Origin of the sequence: Streptomyces yangpuensis, assembly GCF_024666385.1 — a bacterium.
GTDB classification, from domain to species: domain Bacteria; phylum Actinomycetota; class Actinomycetes; order Streptomycetales; family Streptomycetaceae; genus Streptomyces; species Streptomyces yangpuensis.
The window spans coordinates 5,472,962-5,495,555 of record NZ_CP102514.1; the positions used below are offsets into that span (position 1 = coordinate 5,472,962).

Annotated in this window: 13 protein-coding genes, 1 tRNA gene and 3 rRNA genes; 13 read left to right on the plus strand and 4 right to left on the minus strand. The window is 67.1% G+C overall.

Translation table 11 applies throughout. The features are described from left to right. Positions 1-113: 113 nt before the first annotated feature. Positions 114-4,070 carry a type VII secretion protein EccCa gene (gene eccCa / locus NRK68_RS25190; protein WP_183068686.1) on the minus strand — a complete coding sequence of 1,319 codons (3,957 nt, stop codon included), beginning with the start codon at positions 4,068-4,070 and terminating at the stop codon, positions 114-116. Between the two features lie 196 nt (positions 4,071-4,266). Here eccCa and eccD point away from each other — a divergent pair, with 196 nt between their 5' ends. The 6 genes from eccD to NRK68_RS25220 all read left to right on the plus strand — a co-directional run bounded on the left by eccD (position 4,267) and on the right by NRK68_RS25220 (position 11,396). Continuing rightward, entirely contained in the window at positions 4,267-5,769 is a 1,503-nt protein-coding gene (eccD, locus tag NRK68_RS25195) for a type VII secretion integral membrane protein EccD (protein WP_257856792.1), read from the plus strand. Positions 5,770-5,951: 182 nt separating this feature from the next. Beyond that, on the plus strand, positions 5,952-6,239 hold the full coding sequence (gene rpsO / locus NRK68_RS25200; protein ID WP_030011220.1) for a 30S ribosomal protein S15: 288 nt from the start codon (positions 5,952-5,954) through the stop codon (positions 6,237-6,239). Between the two features lie 306 nt (positions 6,240-6,545). Beyond that, the gene (locus tag NRK68_RS25205) at positions 6,546-8,768 is read left to right on the plus strand and encodes a polyribonucleotide nucleotidyltransferase (RefSeq protein WP_046776395.1); all 2,223 of its coding nucleotides are present in this window, start codon (positions 6,546-6,548) and stop codon (positions 8,766-8,768) included. Then, on the plus strand, positions 8,765-10,144 hold the full coding sequence (locus NRK68_RS25210) for a M16 family metallopeptidase (RefSeq protein ID WP_183068688.1): 1,380 nt from the start codon (positions 8,765-8,767) through the stop codon (positions 10,142-10,144). Before NRK68_RS25205 ends, NRK68_RS25210 begins: the two co-directional genes overlap by 4 nt. A gap of 31 nt (positions 10,145-10,175) precedes the next feature. Continuing rightward, positions 10,176-10,928, plus strand: coding sequence for a 4-hydroxy-tetrahydrodipicolinate reductase (gene dapB, locus NRK68_RS25215; protein WP_183068689.1), 753 nt, complete (start codon positions 10,176-10,178; stop codon positions 10,926-10,928). Positions 10,929-10,943: 15 nt separating this feature from the next. Continuing rightward, positions 10,944-11,396, plus strand: coding sequence for a tetratricopeptide repeat protein (locus tag NRK68_RS25220; RefSeq protein ID WP_030651215.1), 453 nt, complete (start codon positions 10,944-10,946; stop codon positions 11,394-11,396). Positions 11,397-11,447: 51 nt separating this feature from the next. Here the strand turns inward: NRK68_RS25220 and NRK68_RS25225 are convergent, their stop codons facing one another. After that, positions 11,448-12,011 (minus strand): SCO5741 family PH domain-containing membrane protein, encoded by a 564-nt coding sequence (locus NRK68_RS25225; protein ID WP_183068690.1) that lies wholly within the window; start codon positions 12,009-12,011, stop codon positions 11,448-11,450. Between the two features lie 48 nt (positions 12,012-12,059). Then, a complete protein-coding gene (locus tag NRK68_RS25230; protein ID WP_030958676.1) occupies positions 12,060-12,299 on the minus strand; it encodes a hypothetical protein in 240 nt (79 codons plus the stop codon). 213 nt (positions 12,300-12,512) lie between these two features. Here NRK68_RS25230 and thyX point away from each other — a divergent pair, with 213 nt between their 5' ends. The 7 genes from thyX to NRK68_RS25265 all read left to right on the plus strand — a co-directional run bounded on the left by thyX (position 12,513) and on the right by NRK68_RS25265 (position 22,005). Continuing rightward, complete coding sequence (thyX, locus tag NRK68_RS25235; RefSeq protein WP_183068691.1) at positions 12,513-13,253, plus strand: FAD-dependent thymidylate synthase; 741 nt, start codon at positions 12,513-12,515, stop codon at positions 13,251-13,253. Between the two features lie 226 nt (positions 13,254-13,479). Next, a complete protein-coding gene (gene dapA / locus NRK68_RS25240) occupies positions 13,480-14,379 on the plus strand; it encodes a 4-hydroxy-tetrahydrodipicolinate synthase (RefSeq protein ID WP_183068692.1) in 900 nt (299 codons plus the stop codon). Positions 14,380-14,502: 123 nt separating this feature from the next. Then, a complete protein-coding gene (locus NRK68_RS25245; RefSeq protein WP_257856797.1) occupies positions 14,503-16,188 on the plus strand; it encodes a ribonuclease J in 1,686 nt (561 codons plus the stop codon). A gap of 616 nt (positions 16,189-16,804) precedes the next feature. After that, positions 16,805-18,328, plus strand: a 16S ribosomal RNA gene (locus tag NRK68_RS25250). Positions 18,329-18,610: 282 nt separating this feature from the next. After that, a 23S ribosomal RNA gene (locus NRK68_RS25255) occupies positions 18,611-21,730 on the plus strand. 77 nt (positions 21,731-21,807) lie between these two features. After that, a 5S ribosomal RNA gene (gene rrf / locus NRK68_RS25260) occupies positions 21,808-21,924 on the plus strand. Together the 16S, 23S and 5S rRNA genes with 1 tRNA gene alongside form the textbook arrangement of a ribosomal RNA operon. A 5-nt stretch (positions 21,925-21,929) precedes the next feature. Beyond that, positions 21,930-22,005: transfer RNA gene (locus NRK68_RS25265), tRNA-Thr, on the plus strand. Between the two features lie 46 nt (positions 22,006-22,051). On the opposite strand, the gene NRK68_RS25270 is transcribed toward NRK68_RS25265, so the two are convergent. Next, positions 22,052-22,564, minus strand: coding sequence for a DinB family protein (locus NRK68_RS25270; RefSeq protein WP_183068189.1), 513 nt, complete (start codon positions 22,562-22,564; stop codon positions 22,052-22,054). Positions 22,565-22,594 lie beyond the last annotated feature (30 nt).

Below are 22,594 nucleotides of genomic sequence, written 5' to 3' on the forward strand. Positions count from 1 at the left end.
CCCCGCCGATTATCGGGGCTGGACCGCCGGCCGCGACCGTTTTCCCGCCGATCCGCCCGGTGGCCGGCCCGCGCCGCGGCCGGCCCGCGCCGCGCCGGCCGCCGGGCGGCGGCTCACATGCCGCCCGGCATCCGGCCGAGCTGGACCAGCGACGTGCCCCGCTTGCGCGAGACGAAGTAGCCCCGGCCCGGCGGCATCGGACGCGGCCGGACCGTGCCGACCAGATCGCCCTCGGCCGGGTCACCGGACAGGACGATGCCCTGCGCGCCCAGCTCCTTGATCCGCTGCATGAACGACTCGTACATCGAGCGGGAGGCACCCGCCGAGCTCCGCGCGATGATGAAGCGCACGCCCGTGTCGCGGGCGAAGGGCAGGTACTCCACCAGCGGCGCCAGCGGATTGCCCTGGCTCGTGGCCACCAGGTCGAAGTCGTCGATGATGATGAACACGTCCGGGCCCGTCCACCAGCTGCGGTCGCGCAACTGCTGCGGCGTGACGTCCACCGGAGGCTGCCGGCGCGAGAACACCCCGCCCAGCGCCTCCATGTGCGTCTGCAGGGAGCTCGCCATCGGCGCGTACTCCAGCAGGTGCTCCTCCGGCAGCGACCCGAGCAGGGTCCGCCGGTAGTCGCCCACGACCAGGCGCGCCTGGTCCGGCGTGTACCGCTCCGCGATCTGTTTGGCGATGAGCCGCAGCAGGTTCGTCTTGCCTGACTCGCTCTCGCCGAAGACCAGCAGGAAGGGGTCGGTCTCGAAGTCGACGAACACCGGCTCCAGATCGGTCTCGTCGATACCGATCGCGATCCCGCGCCCGGGGAACTCCCCGCCCTTGGGCAGCTGGTCGGAGTGGAGCAGCCGCGGCAGCAGCCGTACGCCCGGAGCCGCCGGCCCCGTCCAGTTCTGCCGGACCGCCTCCACGAAGGCCGAGGTGGCCTCCGACAGGTCGGCGGCCTCGTGCGAGCCGTCGATCCGCGGCAGCGCGCCCAGGAAGTGCAGCTTCTCCGGCACCTGGCCGCGCCCCGGCATCCCCTGCGGGACGTTCGCGGCGACCTTGCGGTCGAACTCGGAGTCCATGGTGTCGCCGAGCCGCAGCTCCAGCCGGCCCAGCATCTGGTCCTTGAGCGCGGCCCGCACCTCCATGTACCGCGCCGCGGTGATCACCACGTGGATGCCGTAGCCCAGACCGCGGGCGGCGATGTCCGTGACGACCTGCTCCAGGACCTCGTACTCGCCGCGGAAATTGCCCCAGCCGTCGACGATCAGGAACACGTCGCCCCACGGCTCGTGCGGCAGGTCGCCCGCCGCCCGCCGACGCCGGTACGTACCGATCGAGTCGATGTTGTTCGCGCGGAAGAACTCCTCGCGGCGGTTGAGGATGCCCCCGACCTCCGCGACCGTGCGCCGCACCCGCTCCGGGTCCAGACGCGAGGCGACACCGCCCACGTGCGGCAGGTCGGCGATGGCCGACAGGCTGCCGCCACCGAAGTCCAGCCCGTAGAACTGCACCTCGCGCGGGGTGTGCGTCAGCGCGAAGGACGCCACCAGCGTCCGCATCAGCGTCGACTTGCCCGACTGCGGACCCCCCACCACCATCAGGTGGCCCGCCGCACCCGAGAAGTCGCGGTACAGCACCTCGCGCCGCTGCTCGAACGGCTTGTCGATGAGGCCGAGCGGCACGATCAGCCCGCCGGGCCGCGTGTAGCCGTCCGCGTGCAGCCCGCGCTCCGCACTCGGCGCCAGCGCCGGGAGCAGCTGGTCCAGCGGCGGGGCCTGGTCGAGAGGCGGCAGCCACACCTGGTGCGCCGGTACGCCCTGGCCCTCCAGCCGGCTCACGATCACGTCGAGCACGGTGTCCGCGAGGGCGTCGTCCTCCCGCCCCGACCGCGCCGCCAGGTACGCCGGGTCCGGGGCCGCGTACACCACCGGCACCGGCGCCGCCGTGAACAGCGCGGGGCGCCGCTCCACCGGGAACTGCCCCACCGAGAGGTCCGGCCCGCCCGAGCGGTAGGTGCCCGACACGTACGCCGCCTTGAAGCGCACCATCTCGTCCGTACCGAACTTCAGATAGCCCGAACCGGGCACCGACGGCAGGTGGTAGGCGTCGGGCACACCGATCGCGGTGCGCGACTCCGCCGCCGAGAAGGTCCGCAGACCGATCCGGTACGACAGGTACGTGTCCAGCCCGCGCAGCTTCCCCTCCTCCAGCCGCTGCGAGGCCAGCAGCAGGTGCACGCCCAGCGACCGGCCGATGCGGCCGATCTGGATGAACATGTCGATGAAGTCGGGCTTCGCCGTCAGCAGCTCGCTGAACTCGTCGATGACCAGCACCAGCGAAGCCAGCGGCTCCAGCGGGGCACCGGCCGCACGGGCCTTCTCGTAGTCGTGGATGTTCGCGTAGTTGCCCGCCGACCGCAGCAGCTCCTGACGGCGCTGCAGCTCACCGCGGATCGAGTCGCCCATGCGGTCCACGAGCGTCAGGTCGTCCGCCAGGTTGGTGATGACCGCCGCGACGTGCGGCATCTGGCCCATGCCCGTGAAGGTCGCACCGCCCTTGAAGTCGGCGAGCACGAAGTTCAGCGTCTCCGACGTGTGCGTGACCGCCAGACCCAGCACCAGCGTGCGCAGCAGCTCCGACTTTCCGGAACCGGTCGCGCCCACGCACAGGCCGTGCGGGCCCATGCCCTCCTGCGCGGCCTCCTTCAGGTCCAGCATCACCGGGGCGCCGTCCTCGCCGACACCGATCGGCACGCGCAGCCGCTCACCGGCGGACCGCGGCCGCCAGGTCCGGGCCACGTCGACCGCGGCCGCGTCGCCCAGGTTCAGCAGGTCCGTGAAGTCCAGGTTCGCCAGCAGCGGCTCGTCGTCGTCCCCGCCACCCGTGCGCAGCGGCGCCAGCTGCCGCGCCAGGGCCTCCGCCGCGGGCAGCGACAGGGTGTCCGGGACACCCTCGTACGCGACCCCGCCGCCCGACTCCAGGCGCAGCCGGCCCGGCCGCACCACGACCGACAGACCGCCGCGCGGCTCGTCCAGCTCGCCCGCGACCACCTCGATGATGGTGACGCCCTGCAGCCCCTCGGCCGCCGCGAACACCGAGTCCGGCGGCACCATCCCACCGTCCAGCACGACCACCAGATGCGGCTGGTCCAGGACCGGCGACACGTCCCGGCTGAACCGCGGCCGCCCCTCCAGCCGGGACGCCAGCATCCCCTCCAGCTCGGCGAGGTCGTCGCCGAACAGCCGCTTCGTACCGGCCCCGTCGACCTGCCCCGGCAGCTGCGTGTGCGGCAGCCACTTCGTCCAGTCCCACGAGAGCACCGCACCCGGCGCGGCCACCACGGCCACCATCAGGTCCTCGGGGGAGTGCAACGTCGCCAGCTGCGCGACCATCGCCCGCGCCGCACCGCGCGCCGACTCCGGCTCCCCGGACACCGCCACGTGGTAGAAGGCGCGCATCGACACCGCCATCGGCAGCCCGTCCAGCGAGGAGTGCACCTTCAGGAAGCGCTGCATCGCGCCCGCCGTCAGCGGCTCCAGCTCGTCCACCGGCGCCGTCTCCGGCGCCACCAGCGGCGTCGACAGACGCTGCGCACCCAGCCCCAGCCTGGCCTGGCCGAAGTCCGGATCGCCCACCCGGCGCTCCCACAGCCGCGAACCGTCCGCCACCACCGACCACAACTGCTCGGGCGACGGGTGCAGGTACAGCTGCGCGTCGCGCTGCGCCCGCGCGGTCCGCCGCACCTGACGGCGCGTCTGCGCGAGGTACTTGAGGTAGTCCCGGCGCACATCGGCCATTTGCCCCTGCGTACCCCGCCGGTGGCGCACCAGCTGCGCCACGACCATGGCCACCGTCGACGCCAGCATCAGCACGCCCATGATGCGCATGAACGGCGCCGCGCCCGGCATGAAGAAGAAGACGACGGAGGAGCCCATGCCGAGCATCGGCAGGAGCTGCATCAGCATGCCCTCCTGCTGCCCACGCGGAAGTTCGGGAGGAGCCTCCAGCCGCAGCTCCTCCGAAGGAACCTCGGGCGGCAGGGACCGCGGCGGGCGTTTGACGACGATCTGGCTCACCGGAGCATCAATCCCTCGAAAACGGACGGGACGTCGCAACCGGCGCCCCCAAGTCCCGGGCGCGCAGGGGGTATCCCCAGCGCGACGGTGATCCTACTTGCCGACTGTCGCTCATACGCCCGGTAGGGTGTCGCGCGCAGCATGCGCATCCGCGAATCGAGCACGGGCGCGGACACCAACCAAGGGGGTCACGCAGGTGAGTACGGCCGGGACGACGGGTTTCTGCAGGGTCACCGTCGTGGCCCCCGACAGCCGCATCGACGTCGCCCTCCCCGAGGACATCGCCGTCGCCGACGTCTACCCCGAGCTGCTGCGCCTCACCGGCCAGACCCAGCCCGTGGGCGCCCCGACCGGCTTCCACCTCGTACGCCGCTCCGGGACCGTCCTCGACGGCGCCCGTACCCTCGCCGCCCAGCAGGTCCTCGACGGCGAGGTGCTGAGCCTGCGCCCCTTCGCCGAGTCTCTGCCGCCGGCCGTCTTCGACGACGTCTCCGACGCCGTCGCCTCCGCCGTCGTCCGCGACCGGCACCGCTGGAGCGACGACATGCTGCGCGGCGCGGGGCTCGCCGGCTCCGCCGTCCTGCTCGTCATGCTGGGCTTCGTGCTCTGGTACGCCGACCCCGTCCGCCACGACATGCACGGCCTGCCCGGGATCATCGCGGGCGCCGTCGGCGTCCTGCTCACCGCCGTGGCCGGGGTGCGCGCCCGCGTCTACCGCGACCGCCTCTCCGCCGTGGCCCTGGGCCTCGGAGCCCTCCCGCACCTGCTGATCGCCGGATCCGGGATCGTCGGCCCCGCCGCCGGCCAGGGCCCCGGCCGGCTCCAGTTCCTCCTCGGCTGCGTCTGCGTCCTGGTCGCCTCCGTCGCCCTGGTCGCGCTCACCCCCAGCGGCGACGCCCCCTTCGTCGCGGCCACCTTCGTCGCCGCCACCGGCACCCTCGCCACCTTCGCCGCGATCGCCACCGAGGCCTCCGCCACCTACACCGCCGCCGTCTGCGCGCCCGTCGCCATCGGCCTCGTCGCCTTCCTGCCCGGCCTCTCGGCCCGCTTCGCCCGCCTGCCCATCGGCTACGCCGCCCCGCAGAGCGCCACCGAGGATTACGAGACCCCGGACCGCTACGAGACCGCCCCGTACGGCGACCAGGACGCCGACCAGCACGAGCAGGGCATCCCGCTCGACGCCGAGGCGATCGCCGCCCAGGCCCGCCGCGGCCACGAGATGCTCCTCGGCCTCGTCGGCGGCTGCGCCGCCGTCGCCGTCGGCGCCGCCGCGGTCCTCGGCTTCTCCGACAACACCTGGGGCCGCCTCCTGGCCCTGGCCACCGGCCTCGCCATGCTGCTGCGCGCCCGCCTCTTCCGCTACACCTCCCAGGTGGTCTGCGCCCTGACCGCCGGCCTCGCCGCCGTCGCGCTGCTGATCCTGGGCCTGTCCCTGCACCCCCCGCAGGCCCTGCTCGAAGCCCTCGTCGTGGAGCACGACCGCAGCGGCCTGGACCTCCGTACGATCTGGCTCACCGCGGCCGTCGCCGCCGGCGCGGCCCTCCTCGCGGGAATTGCGCTTGTCATCCCCCGCAAGGGCCTGTCACCCTTCTGGGGAAGGCTGCTCGACCTCACCGAGGCGGCGGTCCTGCTCAGCCTGGTGCCCCTGACCCTGGCCGTGCTGGACGTGTACGCCCGGGCCCGCTCTCTCACCAGCTGAGACAGGAGCCGAGCGGCAGCCTGGTACGCTGTGTGACGGCCGTTTGTGTACGCGTCCCCCGGATCCCTGCCAAGGGGTCTGTGGACTGCGCCCAGCGGACCCCGCCTCCCGAGTAACGGAAGCTCCCCAGAGACTCAGACCTGGGGCACTCGGTGGCAACGAAGACCAAACGAGGAGTACGCGTGCCGCTCGACGCCGCTACGAAGAAGCAGATCATCACCGAGTTCGGTGCCAAGGAGGGCGACACCGGCTCCCCCGAGGTCCAGGTCGCGATGCTGTCCCGCCGCATCTCGGACCTGACCGAGCACCTCAAGACCCACAAGCACGACCACCACTCCCGTCGTGGTCTGCTGATCCTGGTCGGCCAGCGTCGCCGCCTGCTGCAGTACCTGGCCAAGAAGGACATCCAGCGCTTCCGTACGCTGGTCGAGCGCCTCGGCATCCGCCGCGGTGCGGCCGGCGCCAAGTAAGACGCCGTGAAGGGAGCGGTTCCCACATCCGGGGGCCGCTCCCTTTGCTGTACGTGCGGTACGGACCGGTCCCTTTGTAGTCTGGAACGGACGCACGTGTACGTCCGACGACGAGACGTGCACAACTGAAGAGGAGGAGCGCCCTCCCACGCCGCCGGTCCTCGGTAGTGGCACCCGGAATGCCCACGCGGGCAACGAACCGGGTGCTTCGATCGAAGACCGGCCAGCACGCCAGGAGCGCTTCTCCGCAACCGTCCTCCGCCACACGGGCGGCGGACGGAGACGACGAAAATGGAGAAAACGCTAGTGGAGAACGAGACCCACTACGCCGAGGCCGTCATTGACAACGGCTCCTTCGGCACCCGCACCATCCGCTTCGAGACGGGCCGTCTGGCCCGCCAGGCCGCCGGCTCCGCCGTTGCCTACCTGGACGACGACACGATGGTGCTGTCCGCCACCACCGCGTCGAAGAAGCCCAAGGACCAGCTCGACTTCTTCCCCCTGACGGTGGACGTCGAGGAGCGGCAGTACGCGGCCGGCAAGATCCCCGGCTCCTTCTTCCGCCGTGAGGGCCGGCCCTCCGAGGACGCGATCCTCACCTGCCGCCTCATCGACCGCCCGCTGCGCCCGTCCTTCAAGAAGGGCCTGCGCAACGAGATCCAGGTCGTCGCCACCGTCATGGCGCTCAACCCGGACCACCTGTACGACGTCATCGCGATCAACGCCGCGTCCGCGTCCACCCAGCTGGCCGGCCTGCCCTTCTCCGGCCCGATCGGCGGCGTCCGCGTCGCGCTGATCCGCGGCCAGTGGGTCGCCTTCCCGACGCACACCGAGCTCGAGGACGCCGTCTTCGACATGGTCGTCGCGGGCCGCACCCTGGAGGACGGCGACGTCGCGATCATGATGGTCGAGGCCGAGGCCACCGAGAAGACCATCGCCCTCGTCAAGGGCGGCGCCGAGGCGCCGACCGAGGAGATCGTCGCCGCGGGCCTCGAGGCCGCGAAGCCGTTCATCAAGGTCCTCTGCAAGGCCCAGGCCGACCTGGCCGCCAAGGCCGCCAAGCCCGAGGGTGAGTTCCCGGTCTTCCTGGACTACCAGGACGACGTGTACGAGGCCCTCGCGGCCGCCGTCAAGGGCGAGCTCTCCCAGGCGCTGACCATCGCGGGCAAGCAGGACCGCGAGGCCGAGCTGGACCGCGTCAAGGAGATCGCCGCCGAGAAGCTCCTCCCGGCCTTCGAAGGCCGGGAGAAGGAGATCTCCGCCGCGTACCGCAGCCTGACCAAGGCCCTGGTCCGCGAGCGCGTCATCAAGGACAAGGTCCGCATCGACGGCCGCGGGATCACGGACATCCGTACCCTCGCCGCCGAGGTCGAGGCCATCCCGCGCGTGCACGGCTCGGCGCTCTTCGAGCGTGGCGAGACCCAGATCCTGGGCGTCACCACCCTCAACATGCTCCGCATGGAGCAGCAGCTGGACACCCTCTCCCCGGTGACCCGCAAGCGCTACATGCACAACTACAACTTCCCGCCGTACTCCGTCGGCGAGACCGGCCGCGTCGGCTCCCCGAAGCGCCGCGAGATCGGCCACGGCGCGCTCGCCGAGCGCGCGATCGTGCCGGTCCTGCCGACCCGCGAGGAGTTCCCCTACGCGATCCGCCAGGTGTCCGAGGCCCTCGGCTCCAACGGTTCGACGTCCATGGGCTCGGTCTGCGCCTCCACCATGTCGCTGCTGAACGCCGGTGTGCCCCTCAAGGCCCCCGTCGCCGGTATCGCCATGGGCCTGATCTCCCAGGAGATCGACGGCAAGACCCACTACGTCGCCCTCACCGACATCCTCGGTGCGGAGGACGCCTTCGGCGACATGGACTTCAAGGTCGCCGGCACCAAGGAGTTCGTCACCGCGCTCCAGCTGGACACCAAGCTCGACGGCATCCCGGCCTCCGTCCTGGCCGCCGCCCTCAAGCAGGCCCGTGACGCCCGCCTCCACATCCTCGACGTGATGATGGAAGCGATCGACACGCCGGACGAGATGTCCCCGAACGCCCCGCGGATCATCACCGTCAAGATCCCCGTGGACAAGATCGGTGAGGTCATCGGCCCCAAGGGCAAGATGATCAACCAGATCCAGGAGGACACCGGCGCCGAGATCACGATCGAGGACGACGGCACCATCTACATCGGTGCCGCCGACGGCCCGGCCGCCGAGGCCGCCCGCGCCACGATCAACGGCATCGCCAACCCGACCATGCCGGAGGTCGGCGAGCGCTACCTGGGTACGGTCGTCAAGACCACCACCTTCGGTGCCTTCGTCTCCCTGCTCCCCGGCAAGGACGGCCTCCTGCACATCTCGCAGATCCGCAAGCTCGCCGGTGGCAAGCGCGTGGAGAACGTCGAGGACGTGCTCGCGGTCGGCACCAAGGTCCAGGTCGAGATCGCCGAGATCGACCAGCGCGGCAAGCTCTCCCTGATCCCCGTGATCGAGGGCGAGGACGCCGCCGACGAGGCTGACAAGGACGACTCCGACAAGTGACGTCGCGTAGTTCCCGTGTGACGGCCCGCCCCTCTTCGGAGGGGCGGGCCGTCGCCCGTACCCAAACCCTGCTCAAGGGGCAGAACGGCATCGGCACCGTCCGACGCACCGTCCTGCCCGGCGGACTGCGCGTCGTCACCGAGACGCTGCCCTCCGTCCGCTCCGCCACCTTCGGCATCTGGGCACACGTCGGCTCCCGCGACGAGACGCCCACGCTGAACGGCGCCACGCACTACCTGGAGCACCTCCTCTTCAAGGGCACGCGACGCCGCAGCGCCCTCGACATCTCCTCCGCGATCGACGCGGTCGGCGGCGAGATGAACGCCTTCACGGCGAAGGAGTACACCTGCTACTACGCACGGGTGCTCGACACCGACCTGCCGCTCGCCATCGACGTGGTCTGCGACATGCTCACCGGCTCGCTGATCCGCGAGGAGGACGTCGACGCCGAGCGCGGGGTCATCCTCGAAGAGATCGCGATGACCGAGGACGACCCGGGCGACATGGTCCACGACCTGTTCGCGCAGACGATGTACGGGGACACCCCGCTGGGCCGCCCCGTCCTCGGCACCGTCGACACGATCAACGCCCTCGGCGCCGACCGGATCCGCCGCTTCTACAAGAAGCACTACGACCCGACCCACCTGGTCGTGGCCGCCGCCGGCAACGTCGACCACAACAAGGTCGTACGCCAGGTCCGTGCCGCCTTCGAGCAGGCCGGCGCCCTCACCCGCACCGACGCCGAGCCGATCGGACCGCGCGGCGGCACCAAGCGCATCCGCACCGCCGGCCGCGTCGACCTGGTGAGCCGCAAGACCGAGCAGGCCCACGTGGTCCTCGGCATGCCGGGCCTGCACCGCACCGACGAGCGCCGCTGGGCGCTGGGCGTGCTGAACACCGCCCTCGGCGGCGGTATGTCCTCCCGCCTCTTCCAGGAGGTCCGTGAGAAGCGCGGTCTCGCCTACAGCGTGTACTCGTACACCTCGGGCTTCGCCGACACCGGCCTCTTCGGCGTGTACGCGGGCTGCCGGCCCAGCCAGGTCCACGACGTCCTGCGGATCTGCCGCGACGAACTCGACAAGGTCGCCACCGACGGCCTCGGCGACGACGAGATCAAGCGGGCCATCGGCCAGCTCTCCGGCTCGACCGTCCTCGGCCTGGAGGACACCGGCGCCCTCATGAACCGCATCGGCAAGAGCGAGCTGTGCTGGGGCGACCAGATGTCGGTCGACGACATGCTCGCCCGGATCGCCGCGGTGACCCCGGACGACATCCGCTCGGTCGCACAGGATGTACTGGCCCAGCGGCCCTCGCTGGCGGTGATCGGCCCGCTGAAGGAGAAGCAGGCCGCCCGCCTCGACGAGGTCGTCGCCTAGATCCGTACGGTACGCAGGTAAGGAAGAGACTATGAGCAAGCTGCGCGTGGCAGTCCTCGGCGCCCGGGGCCGTATCGGCGCCGAGGCCGTCAAGGCGGTCGAGGCCGCGGAGGACATGGAGCTCGTCGCCGCCCTCGGCCGCGGCGACAGGCTGGAGGCGCTGACCGAGGCCGGCGCCCAGGTCGCGGTCGAGCTGACCACCCCCGCCTCCGTGATGGAAAACCTCGAGTTCCTCGTCCGCCACGGCATCCACGGCGTGGTCGGCACCACCGGCTGGACCGAGGACCGCCTCGCGCAGCTCGACACCTGGCTCGCCGCCTCACCGAAGACCGGCGTCCTCATCGCCCCGAACTTCTCCATCGGCGCCGTCCTCACGATGAAGTTCGCCGCCCAGGCCGCCCGGTACTTCGAGTCCGTCGAGGTCGTCGAACTGCACCACCCCAACAAGGTCGACGCCCCCTCCGGCACCGCGACCCGTACCGCGCAGCTCATCGCGGCCGCCCGCGCCGAGGCCGGCCTCGGCGCTCAGCCCGACGCCACCGCCACCGCGCTGGACGGCGCGCGCGGCGCGGACGTCGACGGCGTCCCGGTCCACGCCGTCCGCCTGCGCGGCCTGCTCGCGCACCAGGAGGTCCTCCTCGGCGGCGAGGGCGAGACCCTGACCATCCGTCACGACTCCCTGCACCACAGCAGCTTCATGCCGGGCATCCTGCTCGGCGCGCGCCGCGTGACGCAGACCCCGGGCCTCACCTTCGGCCTGGAAAACTTCCTCGACCTGGGCTGACCGGACTGATTCACGATGCGCGCGAAGATCACGTACTTCATCACGGCCGCCGTACTGGTCGTCTACTTCGTCCTGGTCGGCAGCCGGGGCCTGCTGCTGATCCAGCAGGGAACCCTGCTCACCGTCACCTTCGGGGTGGCCGTGCTGATCCTGCCCGTCATCGGCATCTGGTTCCTCTGGAAGAACACGCAGTTCGTCACCAGGGCCAACCAGCTCGCCGGTGAGCTGGAGGCCGAGGGCGGCCTGCCCGTGGACGAGCTGGAGCGCGACCAGTACGGCCGGATCCTGCGGGACTCCGCCGACGAGGTCTTCGCACGCCGCAAGGCCGAGACCGAGGACGCGCCGGGGGACTGGCGCAGCTGGTTCCGGCTCGCCGTCGCCTACCACGACGCCCGGGACACCCCGCGGGCGCGCAAGGCCATGCAGCGGGCGATCGCCCTGCACGACAAGAAGCCCGTACAGGTCTGACACCTGTACGGGCTCCACGCGGCGCGTCCCGGCACACCCGGGACCCGGGTGTCAGGCGGGCACGGGCCGGTACTCCTCGGCCCAGGCCTCGACCGTGTCCGCCGCCCGGTCGAAGGCCTCGGCCCGCGTCAGGAAGTCGGCGTTGTGGTCGGTCAGCAGCACCGGCGGCTCCGCGACGCCCCGGGCGGACACCGTCAGCGCCTGCCCCTGCACGGTCCTCGGCAGCCCCAGCCAGCGCACCGGCTGCTGCACCGTACGGATCTCGGTGACCTCGTTCCACGCGATCGTGCGGGTCACGAAGAAGCCGACCCTGCGCAGACCCGTACGGCTGACCCACACGCCGACGCGCAGCATCTGCAGCGCGGATCCGAGGACGGCGAGAGCGGCGACCAGGCAGGCGCCCGCTCCGCCCCAGCCGCCGCCCGCGAAGGCGACGATCATCGTGGCCAGCAGCATGAAGGCGGACAGCAGGAGCAGCACCGCGGAGATGGCCACGCGCCAGGGGCCGGGCCGGTAGGGCCGTCGCCAGCGGTCGTGGTCGGCGTGGGCCAGGACCTCGTCGCCGTCGTCGTCCGCGTCGGACACGCCGTCGGCCGTCAGGAAGGGCAGGGGCACGGCTGGACCTCACTCACATGCACGTTCGGTAGGGCTGTGCCCGTGAGGCTACCGCCCCTCGGCCGCGGTCGACTGCTGCGACTTCTCCGGTGCCTTGTTCGGCTGGAGCGCCGGTATGCCGAACAGCAGTGAGCCGGCGAGCCCCGCGACCACGGTCAGTCCGACCAGACTACGGGCGGCCAACTGGGCTTTGCCCAACCGCTCGCGCGGCGGTGGGGTGACGTTGCTCCGGAAACGGTCGGCCTCGGCGACGAAGGCGAACGGAACGGGTTCGCGCCGGCGAAACATGAGAGGGAATCTCCTCGGGCTCGATGCGGGTGCGTTCTGCTCTGTAGGACGTACGGGCCGCCCAATCGGTGCCGGATTTCGGGACATTCACCAAAATTCATGGCTGTGCGTCAGCTGTGCGGATGCCCTGGTGACGGGTGAGCATGCGCGGGGACCTGTGAGGGGCGCCGTAGAGTGGGCGCGCCCCAGGACGCACGTTTGGAAGGACCCCCGGTGAGCGAGACCGCCGCTTCAGATCTGAAACCCAGCTTCCGCAGCGACGTGACGGTGGAGCTGGTGAAGCACTCCGCCGCCGACTCCGACGTGCTGTGGGCGGCCCGTGTCTCCACGGCAGGCGAGCAGTCCCTGGAGGAGCTGCAGAAGGACCCGGAGCGTTCCAGGGGCCTCATCAACTACCTGATGCGGGACCGCCACGGCAGCCCCTTCGAGCACAACTCGATGACCTTCTTCATCAGCGCCCCGATCTTCGTGTTCCGCGAGTTCATGCGCCACCGCGTGGGCTGGTCCTACAACGAGGAGTCGGGCCGCTACAGGGAGCTCGAACCGGTCTTCTACGTTCCCGACGCGGAGCGCAAGCTCGTCCAGGAGGGCCGCCCCGGCAAGTACGTCTTCGTGGAGGGCACCCAGGCGCAGCAGGAGCTGACCGCCCGCGTCATGGAGGACTCCTACGTACAGGCGTACGAGGCCTACCAGGAGATGCTCGCCGCGGGCGTGGCCCGGGAGGTGGCCCGTTCGGTCCTGCCGGTCGGCCTTTTCTCCTCGATGTACGCCACCTGCAACGCACGCTCGCTGATGCACTTCCTCGGGCTGCGCACGCAGCACGAGCTCGCGACCGTGCCGTCCTTCCCGCAGCGGGAAATCGAGATGGTCGGCGAGAAGATGGAGCAGCACTGGGCCCGGCTCATGCCGCTGACGTACGCGGCGTACAACAGCAACGGGCGCGTTGCCCCGTAAGGGCTGTTGCACCCATGGCGTACAGATGTACGGAGTCAAGTCCGAAGTGTCCGTATTGCGACGTTTCGTAAACTTCATCTAGGCTGATCAAACGGACCCGGCACTGCTTGAACCCCCGAGCAGGCAGTGCCGGCGTCCAACACTCCCGGTCACCACCGGGAGCCATCCCCCGGTTGACGTCCCCCGAGGGGACACCGCGAGCATGGCAGCGAGTAGCGTGTTACCCATGGCTCCGATCTCGACTCCGCAGACCCCCTTCGGGCGGGTCCTCACCGCCATGATCACGCCGTTCACGGCGGATGGCGCACTCGACCTCGACGGCGCGCAGCAGCTCGCCGTCCACCTGGTGGACGCAGGCAACGACGGCCTGATCATCAACGGCACCACCGGTGAGTCGCCGACCACCACCGACGCGGAGAAAAACGACCTCGTACGAGCCGTACTCGAAGCCGTCGGTGACCGCGCCCACGTGGTCGCCGGCATCGGTACCAACGACACCCGCCACACCCTCGAACTGGCCCGCCAGGCCGAGCGCACCGGCGCCCACGGCCTGCTCGCCGTCACCCCGTACTACAGCAAGCCGCCGCAGGAGGGCCTCTACCGGCACTTCACGGCGATCGCCGACGCGACCGGGCTGCCGGTCATGCTCTACGACATCCCCGGCCGCAGCGGCGTCCCGATCGAGACCGAAACCCTGGTCCGGCTGGCCGAGCACCCCCGTATCGTGGCCAACAAGGACGCCAAGGGCGACCTCGGCCGTGCCGGCTGGGCGATCGCGCGGAGCGGCCTCGCCTGGTACTCCGGCGACGACATGCTGAACCTACCGCTCCTGTCGGTCGGCGCGGTCGGCTTCGTCTCCGTCGTCGGCCACGTGGTCACCCCCGACCTGCGCGCCATGCTGGAGGCGTACCTCGCCGGGGACGTCCAGAAGGCGGCCGAGATCCACCAGAAGCTGCTTCCCGTCTACACCGGCATGTTCCGTACCCAGGGTGTGATGACCACCAAGGGCGCGCTGAACCTGCAGGGCCTGCCCGCCGGCCCGCTGCGGCTCCCGCTGATCGAACTGACCGACGAAGAGACGGCTCAGCTCAAGATCGATCTTGCCGCGGGCGGGGTACAGCTCTGACAACAGACTTCACAACTGAATAAGCACCACCGGACAAATACAGAGCAGACAACAGCAAGTGCACGAATGACATGCGCGCCACGTGCCTTCCGGGTACGTGGCGTGCGTGGTGAGGAGACACTTTTGAGCCATCCGCATCCGGAACTCGGTCCGCCGCCGAAGCTGCCCAAGGGCGGCCTCAGGGTCACCCCCCTGGGTGGTCTCGGCGAGATCGGCCGCAACATGACCGTCTTCGAGTACGACGGCCGCCTCCTGATCGTCGACTGCGGCGTCCTCTTCCCCGAGGAGGAGCAGCCGGGCATCGACCTGATCCTGCCGGACTTCTCGTCCATCCGGGATCGTCTCGACGACATCGAGGGCATCGTCCTCACGCACGGCCACGAGGACCACATCGGCGCCGTTCCGTACCTCCTGCGGGAGAAGCCCGACATCCCGCTGATCGGCTCCAAGCTGACGCTGGCCCTCATCGAGGCCAAGCTCCAGGAGCACCGCATCCGCCCCTACACCCTCGAGGTGAAGGAGGGGGAGCGCGAGAGCCTGGGCCCCTTCGACTGCGAGTTCATCGCGGTCAACCACTCCATCCCGGACGCCCTGGCCGTGGCGATCCGCACCGGTGCGGGCCTGGTCGTCGCCACCGGCGACTTCAAGATGGACCAGCTCCCGCTGGACAAGCGCCTCACAGACCTGCATGCCTTCGCGCGGCTGAGCGAGGAGGGCATCGACCTCCTGCTGTCCGACTCGACGAACGCCGAGGTCCCGGGCTTCGTGCCGCCGGAGCGCGAGATCTCCACCGTGCTGCGGAACGTCTTCGCCAACGCCCACCACCGGATCATCGTGGCCAGCTTCGCCAGCCACGTGCACCGCATCCAGCAGATCCTCGACGCCGCCCACGAGTACGGCCGCCGGGTGGCCTTCGTCGGCCGTTCGATGGTCCGCAACATGGGCATCGCCCGGGACCTGGGCTACCTCCGCGTCCCGGCCGGCCTCGTCGTGGACGTCAAGACGCTCGACGACCTGCCGCCCGAAGAGGTCGTCCTGGTCTGCACCGGTTCCCAGGGCGAGCCGATGGCGGCCCTGTCCCGGATGGCGAACCGCGACCACCAGATCCGGATCGTCCCCGGCGACACCGTGATCCTGGCGTCGTCCCTCATCCCGGGCAACGAGAACGCGGTGTACCGCGTGATCAACGGCCTGACCCGCTGGGGCGCCAACGTCGTACACAAGGGCAACGCCAAGGTGCACGTCTCGGGCCACGCCTCGGCCGGCGAGCTGCTGTACTTCTACAACATCTGCAAGCCGCGGAACCTGATGCCGGTCCACGGCGAATGGCGCCACCTGCGGGCCAATGCCGAGCTCGGTGCCATGACGGGCGTCCCCAAGGACCGGATCGTCATCGCCGAGGACGGCGTGGTCGTCGACCTCATCGACGGCAAGGCCCGGATCTCCGGAAAGGTGCAGGCCGGCTACGTGTACGTGGACGGCCTCTCGGTCGGCGACGTCACCGAGTCCTCGCTCAAGGACCGCCGGATCCTCGGCGACGAGGGCATCATCTCGGTCTACGTCGTCGTGGACAGCACCACCGGCAAGGTGGTCAGCGGCCCGAACATCCAGGCCCGCGGCTCCGGCATCGACGACGGGGCCTTCGGCCCTGTCGTCGCGAAGATCGAGGAAGCCATCGCCCGCGCCGCGGCCGACGGCGTCGCCGAGCCGCACCAGATCCAGCAGCTCATCCGCCGCACGATGGGCAAGTGGGTCTCGGACAGCTACCGCCGGCGCCCGATGATCCTCCCGGTCGTCGTCGAGGTCTGATCGGGCCCTCGCCGTAGCGCCGTCACCGGAGCGGGGCAACCGGATTTGCGTCCGGGGCCCCGCTCCAGTACGTTTACGTCTCCACCCCGCAAGAAACCCCGGCACACACGTGTGTCCGGGCGTGTCGTGCGGGCGGGTGGGAATCAGACGCCGGGGAGACCTGATAAAGTCTGATCCGCCCGAAAGGGAAAGGCCCTCCAACGGCCACCGAATTCAAATCCGAGTCGACAACGGCAAGGAAATGGTCTGGTAAGGTTGGAATCGCCGGAAAGGGAAACGCGAAAGCGAAAACCTGGAAAGCGCCGAGGAAATCGGACACGAAAGAGTCTGATAGAGTCGGAAACGCAAGACAGCAGAACGAAAGCCCGGAGGAAAACCCGCGAGGGTGAGTACGAAGGAAGCGTCCGTTCCTTGAGAACTCAACAGCGTGCCAAAAATCAACGCCAGAAGTTGATACCCCGTCCACTCCGGTGGATGAGGTTCCTTTGAAAAAGACCTGTCGGGCCTTCGGGCACTGGCAGGCGACAAACACAGCGAGGACGTTGTGGCGCGTCGGTCATATTCCGACATGATGCGCCCGCTCTTTCGTGCGTGTGCACCCGATCACGGGTAAACATTCATGGAGAGTTTGATCCTGGCTCAGGACGAACGCTGGCGGCGTGCTTAACACATGCAAGTCGAACGATGAAGCCCTTCGGGGTGGATTAGTGGCGAACGGGTGAGTAACACGTGGGCAATCTGCCCTTCACTCTGGGACAAGCCCTGGAAACGGGGTCTAATACCGGATACGACTGCGGAAGGCATCTTCTGCGGTGGAAAGCTCCGGCGGTGAAGGATGAGCCCGCGGCCTATCAGCTTGTTGGTGGGGTAATGGCCTACCAAGGCGACGACGGGTAGCCGGCCTGAGAGGGCGACCGGCCACACTGGGACTGAGACACGGCCCAGACTCCTACGGGAGGCAGCAGTGGGGAATATTGCACAATGGGCGAAAGCCTGATGCAGCGACGCCGCGTGAGGGATGACGGCCTTCGGGTTGTAAACCTCTTTCAGCAGGGAAGAAGCGAAAGTGACGGTACCTGCAGAAGAAGCGCCGGCTAACTACGTGCCAGCAGCCGCGGTAATACGTAGGGCGCAAGCGTTGTCCGGAATTATTGGGCGTAAAGAGCTCGTAGGCGGCTTGTCACGTCGGATGTGAAAGCCCGAGGCTTAACCTCGGGTCTGCATTCGATACGGGCTAGCTAGAGTGTGGTAGGGGAGATCGGAATTCCTGGTGTAGCGGTGAAATGCGCAGATATCAGGAGGAACACCGGTGGCGAAGGCGGATCTCTGGGCCATTACTGACGCTGAGGAGCGAAAGCGTGGGGAGCGAACAGGATTAGATACCCTGGTAGTCCACGCCGTAAACGTTGGGAACTAGGTGTTGGCGACATTCCACGTCGTCGGTGCCGCAGCTAACGCATTAAGTTCCCCGCCTGGGGAGTACGGCCGCAAGGCTAAAACTCAAAGGAATTGACGGGGGCCCGCACAAGCGGCGGAGCATGTGGCTTAATTCGACGCAACGCGAAGAACCTTACCAAGGCTTGACATATACCGGAAAGCATTAGAGATAGTGCCCCCCTTGTGGTCGGTATACAGGTGGTGCATGGCTGTCGTCAGCTCGTGTCGTGAGATGTTGGGTTAAGTCCCGCAACGAGCGCAACCCTTGTCCTGTGTTGCCAGCATGCCCTTCGGGGTGATGGGGACTCACAGGAGACCGCCGGGGTCAACTCGGAGGAAGGTGGGGACGACGTCAAGTCATCATGCCCCTTATGTCTTGGGCTGCACACGTGCTACAATGGCCGGTACAATGAGCTGCGATACCGTGAGGTGGAGCGAATCTCAAAAAGCCGGTCTCAGTTCGGATTGGGGTCTGCAACTCGACCCCATGAAGTCGGAGTCGCTAGTAATCGCAGATCAGCATTGCTGCGGTGAATACGTTCCCGGGCCTTGTACACACCGCCCGTCACGTCACGAAAGTCGGTAACACCCGAAGCCGGTGGCCCAACCCTTGTGGAGGGAGCTGTCGAAGGTGGGACTGGCGATTGGGACGAAGTCGTAACAAGGTAGCCGTACCGGAAGGTGCGGCTGGATCACCTCCTTTCTAAGGAGCACAGTACCGATTGCAGACAAACGTTCTGCACGGTCAGCTCATGGGTGGAACGTTGATTAGTTGGCACGGTTTCTGACACTTCCTGTAAGTACTGCTTCGGCGTGGAACACAGCGAAAGTCGACGGGATCGTGCTTGGCACGTTGTTGGGTCCTGAAGGTACGGCCGTTGGTCATGTCTTCAGTGCCGGCCCCAGTGAACTTGATTCCTTGTGGATCAGGGTGATGGGTGGCTGGTCGTTGTTTGAGAACTACACAGTGGACGCGAGCATCTGTGGCCAAGTTTTTAAGGGCGCACGGTGGATGCCTTGGCACCAGGAACCGATGAAGGACGTGAGAGGCCGCGATAGGCCCCGGGGAGCTGCCAACTGAGCTTTGATCCGGGGGTGTCCGAATGGGGAAACCCGGCAGTCGTCATGGGCTGTCACCCGCTGCTGAACACATAGGCAGTGTGGAGGGAACGAGGGGAAGTGAAACATCTCAGTACCCTCAGGAAGAGAAAACAACCGTGATTCCGGGAGTAGTGGCGAGCGAAACCGGATGAGGCCAAACCGTATGCGTGTGATACCCGGCAGGGGTTGCGCATGCGGGGTTGTGGGAGTGAGCTTTCACGGTCTGCCGGCTGTGAGGCGAGTCAGAAACCGTATGGATAGGCGAAGGACATGCGAAAGGTCCGGCGTAGAGGGTAAGACCCCCGTAGCTGAAATCTGTACGGCTTGCTTGCTCATTTCCCAAGTAGCACGGGGCCCGAGAAATCCCGTGTGAATCTGGCGGGACCACCCGCTAAGCCTAAATATTCCCTGGTGACCGATAGCGGATAGTACCGTGAGGGAATGGTGAAAAGTACCGCGGGAGCGGAGTGAAATAGTACCTGAAACCGTGTGCCTACAAGCCGTGGGAGCGTCGGATGCAGCTTGCTGCATCTCGTGACTGCGTGCCTTTTGAAGAATGAGCCTGCGAGTTAGCGGTGTGTAGCGAGGTTAACCCGTGTGGGGAAGCCGTAGCGAAAGCGAGTCCGAACAGGGCGATTGAGTTGCACGCTCTAGACCCGAAGCGGAGTGATCTAGCCATGGGCAGGTTGAAGCGGAGGTAAGACTTCGTGGAGGACCGAACCCACCAGGGTTGAAAACCTGGGGGATGACCTGTGGTTAGGGGTGAAAGGCCAATCAAACTCCGTGATAGCTGGTTCTCCCCGAAATGCATTTAGGTGCAGCGTCGTGTGTTTCTTGCCGGAGGTAGAGCACTGGATAGGCGATGGGCCCTACCGGGTTACTGACCTTAGCCAAACTCCGAATGCCGGTAAGTGAGAGCACGGCAGTGAGACTGTGGGGGATAAGCTCCATGGTCGAGAGGGAAACAGCCCAGAGCATCGACTAAGGCCCCTAAGCGTACGCTAAGTGGGAAAGGATGTGGAGTCGCAGAGACAACCAGGAGGTTGGCTTAGAAGCAGCCACCCTTGAAAGAGTGCGTAATAGCTCACTGGTCAAGTGATTCCGCGCCGACAATGTAGCGGGGCTCAAGCGTACCGCCGAAGTCGTGTCATTGCAGCTATAGGGCCAACGCCCGCTGTGATGGGTAGGGGAGCGTCGTGTGCCGGGTGAAGCAGCAGCGGAAGCTAGTTGTGGACGGTTCACGAGTGAGAATGCAGGCATGAGTAGCGATACACACGTGAGAAACGTGTGCGCCGATTGACTAAGGGTTCCTGGGTCAAGCTGATCTGCCCAGGGTAAGTCGGGACCTAAGGCGAGGCCGACAGGCGTAGTCGATGGACAACCGGTTGATATTCCGGTACCCGCTTTGAAACGCCCAATATCGAATCAGGCGATGCTAAGTCCGTGAAGCCGTTCCGGACCCTTCGGGGAAAGGAAAGTGGTGGAGCCGACGAACCAGACTTGTAGTAGGTAAGCGATGGGGTGACGCAGGAAGGTAGTCCAGCCCGGGCGGTGGTTGTCCCGGGGTAAGGGTGTAGGCCGAGGGGTAGGCAAATCCGTCCCTCATACAAGGCTGAGACCTGATGCCGAGCCGATTGTGGTGAAGTGGATGATCCTATGCTGTCGAGAAAAGCCTCTAGCGAGTTTCATGGCGGCCCGTACCCTAAACCGACTCAGGTGGTCAGGTAGAGAATACCGAGGCGTTCGGGTGAACTATGGTTAAGGAACTCGGCAAAATGCCCCCGTAACTTCGGGAGAAGGGGGGCCATCACTGGTGATCCAACTTGCTTGGTGAGCTGGGGGTGGCCGCAGAGACCAGCGAGAAGCGACTGTTTACTAAAAACACAGGTCCGTGCGAAGCCGTAAGGCGATGTATACGGACTGACGCCTGCCCGGTGCTGGAACGTTAAGGGGACCGGTTAGTGACCTTTCGGGGTTGCGAAGCTGAGAACTTAAGCGCCAGTAAACGGCGGTGGTAACTATAACCATCCTAAGGTAGCGAAATTCCTTGTCGGGTAAGTTCCGACCTGCACGAATGGCGTAACGACTTCTCGACTGTCTCAACCATAGGCCCGGTGAAATTGCACTACGAGTAAAGATGCTCGTTTCGCGCAGCAGGACGGAAAGACCCCGGGACCTTTACTACAGTTTGATATTGGTGTTCGGTTCGGCTTGTGTAGGATAGGTGGGAGACTTTGAAGCATCAACGCCAGTTGGTGTGGAGTCGCCGTTGAAATACCACTCTGGTCGTGCTGGATGTCTAACCTCGGTCCGTGATCCGGATCAGGGACAGTGTCTGATGGGTAGTTTAACTGGGGCGGTTGCCTCCCAAAGGGTAACGGAGGCGCCCAAAGGTTCCCTCAGCCTGGTTGGCAATCAGGTGTTGAGTGTAAGTGCACAAGGGAGCTTGACTGTGAGACCGACGGGTCGAGCAGGGACGAAAGTCGGGACTAGTGATCCGGCGGTGGCTTGTGGAAGCGCCGTCGCTCAACGGATAAAAGGTACCCCGGGGATAACAGGCTGATCTTCCCCAAGAGTCCATATCGACGGGATGGTTTGGCACCTCGATGTCGGCTCGTCGCATCCTGGGGCTGGAGTCGGTCCCAAGGGTTGGGCTGTTCGCCCATTAAAGCGGTACGCGAGCTGGGTTTAGAACGTCGTGAGACAGTTCGGTCCCTATCCGCTGTGCGCGTAGGAATATTGAGAAGGGCTGTCCCTAGTACGAGAGGACCGGGACGGACGAACCTCTGGTGTGCCAGTTGTCCTGCCAAGGGCATGGCTGGTTGGCTACGTTCGGGAGGGATAACCGCTGAAAGCATCTAAGCGGGAAGCCTGCTTCAAGATGAGTATTCCCACCTCCTTGAGAGGGTAAGGCTCCCAGTAGACGACTGGGTTGATAGGCCAGATGTGGAAGCCCGGTAACGGGTGAAGCTGACTGGTACTAATAGGCCGAGGGCTTGTCCTCAGTTGCTCGCGTCCACTGTGTTAGTTCTGAAATAACGAACAGCTGTGATGTCAGCCAGCGTTCGAATTTCATAGTGTTTCGGTGGTCATAGCGTTAGGGAAACGCCCGGTTACATTCCGAACCCGGAAGCTAAGCCTTTCAGCGCCGATGGTACTGCAGGGGGGACCCTGTGGGAGAGTAGGACGCCGCCGAACAACCCGCCCTTTTAGCTCAGTCGGTAGAGCGTCTCCATGGTAAGGAGAAGGTCAACGGTTCGATTCCGTTAAAGGGCTCCAAGGAAAAGGCCCCCGCCATTCGGCGGGGGCCTTTTTTGCGTTCCGGTCAGTAGTAGCCCTTCCCGCCGTCCACCAGCTCGCGTATCGCGTCCATGTGGCCGGCGTGACGGGCGGTCTCCTCGATCATGTGGAGCAGGACCCAGCGCACCGACGCGGCACCTGCCTTGAACTCCGTGTTGCGGCCGGTGTCGTCCAGGGAGAGCGAAGCCACGATCTCGTTGGACACCGCACACTGGCGGTCGTACTCCTCCAGGAGCCGGTCGAGAGGGATGCCGTCGGCCCGCATGTCCGCGTCCTCCACGTCCCCGAACTGGGGATTGGTGTCGGTGGGCCGGTCCATCAGCATCACCTCGAACCAGCAGTGCTCGACCCACCGCATGTGGGAGACGAGACCCGCCGCCGTCATCAGCGGAGAGGACGGCAGGACCGGGCGGTGGGCGTCCTCGTCGGAGAGCCCTTCGCATTTCCAGCGGATGATCGAGCGCTGCATGTCGAGCCAGCCCAGCAGCTGGGTGCGTTCGTCGGCGGTGTAATCGGGGCGTGTGCGGGGAGTCTGCATGGGCGCCGAGGCTAGCCCAGAGGGTCCCCG

What these genes read in the sequence shown, in the direction of transcription:
- dapB (WP_183068689.1), top strand. Translation starts at nt 10,176, where the DNA reads ATGAGCAAGCTGCGCGTGGCAGTCCTCGGCGCCCGGGGCCGTATCGGC.
- NRK68_RS25270 (WP_183068189.1), bottom strand. Translation starts at nt 22,564, where the DNA reads ATGCAGACTCCCCGCACACGCCCCGATTACACCGCCGACGAACGCACC.
- NRK68_RS25220 (WP_030651215.1), top strand. Translation starts at nt 10,944, where the DNA reads ATGCGCGCGAAGATCACGTACTTCATCACGGCCGCCGTACTGGTCGTC.
- NRK68_RS25230 (WP_030958676.1), bottom strand. Translation starts at nt 12,299, where the DNA reads ATGTTTCGCCGGCGCGAACCCGTTCCGTTCGCCTTCGTCGCCGAGGCC.
- dapA (WP_183068692.1), top strand. Translation starts at nt 13,480, where the DNA reads ATGGCTCCGATCTCGACTCCGCAGACCCCCTTCGGGCGGGTCCTCACC.